Annotated in this window: 5 protein-coding genes; 4 read left to right on the forward strand and 1 reads right to left on the reverse strand. The window is 49.3% G+C overall.

Annotated features, from left to right (window positions below):
• The first annotated feature begins 14 nt into the window (after nucleotides 1–14).
• The gene (locus N6L25_RS17560) at nucleotides 15–461 is read left to right on the forward strand and encodes a DNA cytosine methyltransferase (RefSeq protein WP_271983133.1); all 447 of its coding nucleotides are present in this window, start codon (nucleotides 15–17) and stop codon (nucleotides 459–461) included.
• Here N6L25_RS17560 and N6L25_RS17565 read toward each other — a convergent pair.
• Nucleotides 458–3,199, reverse strand: a complete 2,742-nt coding sequence (locus tag N6L25_RS17565) for an ATP-dependent helicase (protein ID WP_271983123.1) — start codon at nucleotides 3,197–3,199, stop codon at nucleotides 458–460. The two genes, N6L25_RS17560 and N6L25_RS17565, sit on opposite strands and share 4 nt — an antisense overlap.
• Before the next feature lie 239 nt (nucleotides 3,200–3,438).
• Between N6L25_RS17565 and N6L25_RS17570 the strand changes: the two genes are divergently transcribed.
• The 3 genes from N6L25_RS17570 to N6L25_RS17580 are packed head-to-tail and all read left to right on the forward strand — an operon-like array spanning nucleotide 3,439 to nucleotide 5,557.
• A complete protein-coding gene (locus N6L25_RS17570) occupies nucleotides 3,439–4,500 on the forward strand; it encodes a hypothetical protein (protein WP_271983125.1) in 1,062 nt (353 codons plus the stop codon).
• Nucleotides 4,501–4,509: 9 nt separating this feature from the next.
• Entirely contained in the window at nucleotides 4,510–4,902 is a 393-nt protein-coding gene (locus N6L25_RS17575) for a hypothetical protein (protein WP_271983128.1), read from the forward strand.
• 7 nt (nucleotides 4,903–4,909) lie between these two features.
• Nucleotides 4,910–5,557 carry a hypothetical protein gene (locus N6L25_RS17580; RefSeq protein ID WP_271983131.1) on the forward strand — a complete coding sequence of 216 codons (648 nt, stop codon included), beginning with the start codon at nucleotides 4,910–4,912 and terminating at the stop codon, nucleotides 5,555–5,557.
• Nucleotides 5,558–5,916: the final 359 nt, after the last annotated feature.

The raw sequence follows: 5,916 nt of genomic DNA on the forward strand, positions 1-5,916 counted from the left end.
TTATGCGCGTCCAAATGACGGAAGGGGAGGGCCCTAATAGCTTAAGGCTCCCTAGGCATCGGCCACAGGTCACTGAGCGCTTTGAGCGCATACTAAGGGAATGCCCCAAGGGCAAGTGCTTGACCCAGGAGCAGCGTGATCGCTATGGCATAAAGAAGCACTCGATAACGCCGCTGTGCCCGGATCGCCCTTCGGCAACGATGACCACCTTGCCGGACGACTACCTACATTACTGTGAGCCCCGCATCCTCACTGTTAGGGAGATGGCGCGTATCCAGTCGTTTCCTGACTGGTTTGAGTTCCTTGGACAGTACACAACAGGCGGTTCCTTTCGAACTAAGTCCTGCCCCCGTTACACCCAAGTTGGAAATGCCGTTCCGCCCCTCCTGGGAGAGGCGCTAGGGGAATTGGTCATTGGCGCTATGAAGCAGCTTCAAGCATCACAGCGCCAAGTTGCCTAGTTAGCCTTCTGGAATCGACAAGGGCAGTCCTTCTTCCCACACCGCTCGTCCAGGTTGTTGTTTCGGATCTTATCGGCAGCAACCTTTATCTCGTCCTCGGCATTGTGCATATGTTCATTATTGAGCCGGAAATTGTTTTCCTGTCCTGACGCAAAGTCATAGATTTGTAGGTAATCTGCGCTCTCTCCGGTTAATGCCTTGTAGCCCAGGGCATACAATAGGAGTTGCTTGATACCGACAGCATTGCGTTGTACGTCGTATTCAGACTTAAAGTCGACGATATAGGTCCTTGGCTCACCGTTGAGGTCCCGCTTCTTGATCAGGTCCATACGACCGTTCACGATGATACCGTCCCCAAGGTCTAGCTCTATATCTTTCTCCGCATACTCGACGTTGGGAAATTCACCCTCATACTTCCCATAGTACTCGTTCACGGCTTCGCGAGCCTTTTCGTGCATTTGGTCCTTAACATTCTGGATCGCATAGGGAATGTGGACATGCCGTTCGAGAAGCTCTTCAAGCTCGGCCCTTTGTGGTGTATCGCCATCCATTGCCCGACGGTGGATCTCCATCAATGTGTCATGGATCGACTTGCCGTAGCCCATCCTCGGGCTCAGCGGCTCCTTGAAGCCATAGAGCGTGTAGTACTTGAAGGAGTACGGGCAGTTATAGAACGCTTCCAGGAGTGTGAAGTTCAGGACAATATCGCTTATCGACTTCTCATCCCGTCTTGGTGCGGTTGGACGATCCTCGAAATGGTATTCAGGGTTACTGAAGATGTAGTGGGTGCCCTTGATGTGTTTCAAGAAATCCGATGGCTTTTTATCGAAACGTCCTTCGCCTGGGGCTTGGCTCACGAACAGGAATTTCTTGCTACGGGTCAGCGCAACGTATAGCAGTCGAAGTTCGTCCTCTGTGGTCCCTTTCAGTCCCTCGTAGTTCTTGATCAACTCCGGATCGAGGATGTGCCAGGTGCTCAGACCACCTCGCCCCTTCGGGGGGAAGTAGTTCCTGTTCATCCTGGGAAGGAATACGGCTGGCCACTCAAGCCCCTTGGCTTGGTGGATGGTGGTGATCGTAACCGCGTTAGGAGTGGAGATGGACTTGTTGAGCCATCCCTCTGCATAGTGATCTTCGGCGGTGTACTGAAGGAAGTTAAGGAAGTTGTTGAGCTTATCCTCCTGCTCATCCCTGAAGTGGATAACCTCGAAGTCCTCGATCACCTTCGAGAACATGCCCATGTTGTAGAACACCACCTCAGCCAACGACATCCCCTGGTCGGAGGTGCCTTGGATGCGCTCTTCGGTGATCTCGGCGTTTTCCCGGAACTTGATGAAGATTTCCTGGAGGTTAAAGTACTCGTGCCATTCCTCATTGTTAGGAACAATCTTCGCCAATTCATCGATGGCATGGGTTAGGCGTCCATCGTCTAGGCTAACGGATACGGCCTTCCAGGAATCAAAGAGTTCGTTCGGACCAATTTGGCGGTCGATAAACTTATAGATGTTGACGCATGCCTGGATCTCTTCCTTCTCGAACAGCTGCGACACCCCAGTTACAACGTAAGGAATCCCGGCGGCTTTCAGGGCTTCTGAAATTCGTGTGGCAGGCTTCCAGGTCCTCAGCAGTATGGCCATATCGGAATAGTCCAGCCCCCTTGCTTCGCTGTTGGCCTTATCCTGGAAAGCCTTATCCCGTAGGTCCTGGATCTGGCGGACGATATAGGCATCTTCCTCGTCGTAACAGGTGAACTGTTCCAGCTGGAGGTCGCCTTCCTCGTACTGTTGGTGCCCTGCAGGGTTCATTTCCTTGTCGAGACGGTGACCTGGAGCAATAGCTTGTATCGCCTTATGGGCAACCTCAACGATGCCCTTGGAGCTCCGGAAGTTATCGTTGAGCGTAACGGTCTGGACATTATGGTACTTGTCCTTGAAGTGGAGGATGTTATCCAGCGAGCTACCTCGCCACTGGTAGATGGTCTGGTCGTCGTCGCCGACAACACAGAGTTTTACACCGATGGAATGAAGCTCCTCGATGATCTGTTCCTGTATGAAGTTAACGTCTTGGTATTCGTCAACGATCAGGTACTTGATCTGCTCCGCCATCTTGGCCTTGGTTTCCGGCTTCCGGAGTTCATCCAGGAAGCGAGTCAGGATCATGGTAAAGTCAAAGTAGGAGTGCTTATCGAGCTGCCCTTCGTACTTGGCAACGGCACCTTGGACGAGAGGCGGCACCTCCATGCCATCGGTTACCTGGCATTCCCGGACGATGTTCATCGTGTCGATAAAAACGCTCGTTTCCGTATAGCGCCAAAGCGTTCGCTCTCTACCCTGGACGACGACTGGAAGGTCAGTCATGCCCATCTTTATGTAGCGTTTATTGATGAAAAGACGGAGACGGATCTCATCCAGGACAGAATATTTTTGGTAACCAAAGATATTCTCTTGGAGGTAGTGCATGCACCAGGCGTGGATGGTGCCAATGTACAGCTCCGCCATACCCTCAACTGATCCCAGCCGTTCATTGGCGAGGGTCAACACCCGGTGCTTCAGCTCGGCAGCAGCCTTTTCTGTGTAGGTAAACGCAACGATGTTCCGGGGTTGGACCCCGTCCTGCTGGAGGATGTTGATAATCCTCTCGGAGACAACCTGGGTCTTCCCAGAGCCTGCACAGGCAATGATTTGAAGGTTGTCATCGATGGTATTGATTGCCTCTCTCTGGGCTCCTGTAAGCTTCATGGCTCCTCCGAGTAGTCCGTTAATCCTTGAGGGTCAGGTAGTTAAGGTACATCAAGATAGCCATGTTCGCTAAGTGGGTATTGTTGATATTTCGTAAAATGAAGTTGATCGCAAGGTTAAGAGATCTCTTACAGTAGGGCAGGGGGAACGCCGGTATAATCTATGGGGTCTGTGTGGAGAATAAGCAGAACTGCTGCTATCGTTTCGTGCTTTAGACCCTACAAATGCATGGAGAGCTGATGTTAGCCGACCTTCTTGATTCCATCTCAAAACGAGTTCCATACGTAGTTATCAACAAAGTAATTACTGCGCATCAGCTACCAACAGGGCAAGGGTATGAGAAGTTAAAGGCAGCCCTTTTGGCACTCAACGATGATCTAAAGCAGGATGTGACTGATCGTTTGTTGGAGTTCTACCAGCAGCAATTGCTCGTTGGGGAAAAGGCTGTGGCTCTTCTGAAACTCGATGAGGCTTTGAAGGAAGAATTATTGGGAGCCTTAACATTTCTCGAGGTACAGCCTTCTACTGCTACGGATAAATATCCTTATTACTTGGGCGATGATGAGCTGGCCGAAATGCAGGGCAGTCCAGAGCTGTGCGGTGTTGAATCGGACGATGGGTATTTGCACTTAGTATTTACTTCAAAGCGATATTTTACTGAGCGTGTAAAAGTCCCATTAGAAAGGATCAAGGAGGATTCTGAGGTCGATTACTCTGATTATGATGAGATCGTTGCCGTAAGGAGACGCTATCAGCAATTCTTTGACGTGGTGTCCATACCATTTGGTGAGGGACCGATTGAGCTCAGGGTCGATGCTCCTGGGATCATGCCGAAGGCAGAGATAAGCCGGTCGGTAGATCAAACCATCAAGGAACTCTGGCGACTAGCTAAGAATGAGGGAGTTGAGATAGAGGATTCATTCGAGAAAGTGAACGTCTTTCCTCTCATCGAAAAAATGTACTCTTCCAGGGAAGGGCGTGTATGTGACTTGGGGTTTGTGACGGATGGCGGTGGAATTAAGAACGCCAAGATGCGTCGTTATGAAGATGATTTGAGGGATGAGGCCTACCATAAGGCTGGGTGTGAGAGTGCTGTAATTACGCCATTCCGGATAGCTGTTCGATGGCAGAAGAAGATCGGTGATGGGGTCTTCTCTAATCCTGAATTGTTGATTCCAGGAAGATTCAATCAATTGAGTGCGTCCTCAAAAGAGAATCAGTATCATTACGTGGTTAAGCGATGCACTAATACAGACGACTTCCAGTTTGTTATGGAAAAAATTCGTCCACATATCAACTAGTTGGTAAAGATGGATTTAACGACGGTTCGTCATACAGTTGAGCTAGATTGGGAGCCCGGTTCCCCGGTCGGTGCTGCCTGTCTAGCTGTGGCTGAATACGTCTTTACCACATCTGGCGTTACGCACCTGACCTTTGGTCGATTGCGTGGGCTAATCTCTGGTAATGGAGTTGAGCTGTCGGAACGGGATTTGGTGTCTGTAGCAGGATATTTATGTCGAGATGATCTAAAAATCTTAAAGGTAGGATTTGAGTTCATTGATGAAAACGATGAAATTTTCCCACTGTCACAAACTGATGTAAATGAGGCAAATAGGGCAGAAATTTTCCCGCATCCAATAACAGGCGAGCCGGTTCCAGAGTTTAAGGAACAAATTTTTATGTTTTTTGAGCCTGGGGTATAGGTTGGTGGTGGGAGATAGCAAAAGTATTGCGGATGTGGAGCGGTGTTTAGAGCAGCCATCAAGCTATGGCGCGTGCAATTCACTTGAGCAATTCACTGCACCGAATTTTGAATCACACCTTGAATCTTTTTATACCTGTCTGGATTCATGCATTGAAGATGCTCAAGATGGGCCTCAATTTTTCACCCCTGATAAGGTTGGGGAAGATCGAGTTACCTTTTTTATAACCAAGCTAATTAAACGAAGTGGTTTTCATGTTGCTAGGGATGAAGTAGCAGGTAACCCTGATTTGGTCTTATCCTGGAATGGTCATAAATGGATTGGTGAAGCGAAAATATATAAGGGACCAGCTTATCTATTTGAAGGTTGGCTGCAATTGACAACTAGGTATAGTTCAGGCTCTGGCAAGCAGAAGACTGGTGGCGTTCTCATATATTTTTATGGTGATAATGCCAAGGGTATGTTGGATGACTGGAGAGATAAGCTAACGGGGGAGGTGGAAGGCATAGAGTTCAAGGATTGCCATTTGAATTCTTTAGCATTCCGCTCGGCCCATAGCCACCACAAATCAGGGCTGCCGTTTTTTGTCAGACACTCTGTCGCTTTGTTAAAGCATGAGCCTGAAGATAAGAGCGGCAGGGCTAAGAAATCGTAGGGCAAGTAATATTGCTCCCTAGGCTTGATTCGCTGGGAAAATACTTCTAACTGCCTCGTTAAGTGTGAGTAAATGCTCACACAGCTTTCGGAAATATTGTGTTTAGGCAGAAACGCAGATCCTTATACTGGCCCCGAGCCATCCGGTCAGGATGACCAGGGCTCACCGCCGGGACGATGCCTGGCAAACGTGGCGCCTGCAGAGTGGTATGACTGTTCAGGGAGAGATCTGGGACCATTGCATATTCCGGCCCATCATGAACACTCATTCCGGACGAACGTAAACACCGATTCTGGTTCAACTTGAACAACCATTCTGGTCGAAGGTGAACACTTTTCAGGATTTTCCGGAATCGGTGT

This window comes from Marinobacter sp. SS21, from assembly GCF_028369065.1.
In the GTDB taxonomy this organism is placed as follows: Bacteria; Pseudomonadota; Gammaproteobacteria; order Pseudomonadales; family Oleiphilaceae; genus Marinobacter.

Bases quoted from the DNA above. Each gene is read 5' to 3' on its own strand.
- N6L25_RS17565 (WP_271983123.1), bottom strand. From the start codon at position 3,199: ATGAAGCTTACAGGAGCCCAGAGAGAGGCAATCAATACCATCGATGAC.
- N6L25_RS17570 (WP_271983125.1), top strand. From the start codon at position 3,439: ATGTTAGCCGACCTTCTTGATTCCATCTCAAAACGAGTTCCATACGTA.
- N6L25_RS17560 (WP_271983133.1), top strand. From the start codon at position 15: ATGACGGAAGGGGAGGGCCCTAATAGCTTAAGGCTCCCTAGGCATCGG.
- N6L25_RS17575 (WP_271983128.1), top strand. From the start codon at position 4,510: ATGGATTTAACGACGGTTCGTCATACAGTTGAGCTAGATTGGGAGCCC.